Source organism: Halovibrio variabilis, from assembly GCF_007991175.1.
GTDB lineage: Bacteria > Pseudomonadota > Gammaproteobacteria > Pseudomonadales > Halomonadaceae > Vreelandella > Vreelandella variabilis.
This window is the reverse complement of the sequence record NZ_BJXV01000044.1, coordinates 1-1,294: the sequence shown is the minus strand read 5'-3', so window position 1 is coordinate 1,294 and position 1,294 is coordinate 1. Positions and strand designations below refer to the sequence as shown.

Sequence of the window (1,294 nt, the reverse complement as noted above, 5' to 3'; positions counted from 1 at the left end):
ACCTCATCTAACGTGCGCAGTACACTGACGGCATCTTGAAAGAGGGTCCATCCATGAACAACATTAGCATTGTGGGTATTGATCTCGCCAAGCATGTTTTTCAACTGCATGCGGTCGATGGCAGTGGTCATAAAGTGTTTAGCAAAAAGATCAAGCGTGATCAGTTGAGAACCGTGATAGCCAATCTGCCGCCCTGCATCGTCGCCATGGAGGCGTGTGGCTCCGCTCACTATTGGGCGCGTGAAATCAGCCAGCTTGGCCACGAGGCGCAACTGCTCCCTCCCCAAGCGGTCAAACCGTTTATTCAGGGCCATAAAAATGATGCGCGAGATGCCGCCGGTATCGCTGAGGCGGCGGCACGACCGGCGACAAGGCGCGTGACGGTGAAAACACCGGAACAACAGTCGCTACAAGCACTGCATCGGGTACGCAGCCGCCTTGTGCGTGCTCGTACGGCCGTTGGCAACGAACTGCGCGGCCTGTTAAACGAGTTTGGCATCATTGTGGCTCAAGGCCATCGTGTCATCCGACAAGGCGAGATACGCCGATTGTTGGACGAGCGTCACGATCAGTTGGGGGCCGCCCTATGCGACGTGATCCATGACCTCCTGAACGAGTGGCAAGCACTTGACACACGAATCACTGAGTACGATAAACGACTCGGCACGTATGTTCAGGCCACTCCCAGCATGAAGCAGCTGATGAGCGTTCCTGGTATTGGCCCTGTCAATGCCACGTTGCTCTTCAGTCATATGGGGGATCCCAAGCGTTTCCCTAATGGACGGCAATTTAGCGCCTCCCTTGGTCTGGTACCACGCCAGTACTCAAGTGGCGGCAAGGACGTCTTAAAAAGCATTACCAAACATGGCAATAGCGAGGTGCGACGTCAACTTGTTCATGGGGCGAGAGCCGCTTTGAGGCAATTTCAGCGTCAAGAACATCCCGACCGACTGGCGCAATGGGTCATCCGGTTGGCAGCGCGGGTAGGCCAACGCAAGGCAATCGTGGCCCTGGCGAACAAAATGGCGCGGATTTGCTGGTCAATCCTTGCTTATCAACGTCCTTATCAAGCATAGAAGAGAAAGGCGACTGCCTCCGCGAGGCACCTAAAGCAGTTATATTTTTATTGGTAGTCAGCACACCCGAGGTTGCGTAGGTAAGACATTCGATGGCACACAGGTAAGACCGACTCTCTGTCACTCTGTGAAGCTGTTAGGCCCATTGAGAGGCCGCGTGGGAGATTAAGAGCAGAGAGTGCGCATTCCATCAGGGCCAGATAGCAGCGCCTATCATC

At 54.7% G+C, this 1,294-nt stretch carries 1 protein-coding gene; it reads left to right on the top strand.

All coding sequences use genetic code 11. From position 1 onward, the window contains the following. The first annotated feature begins 53 nt into the window (after positions 1-53). The gene (locus tag HVA01_RS17325; RefSeq protein ID WP_146876704.1) at positions 54-1,076 is read left to right on the top strand and encodes an IS110 family RNA-guided transposase; all 1,023 of its coding nucleotides are present in this window, start codon (positions 54-56) and stop codon (positions 1,074-1,076) included. The last annotated feature ends 218 nt before the right edge of the window (positions 1,077-1,294 follow it).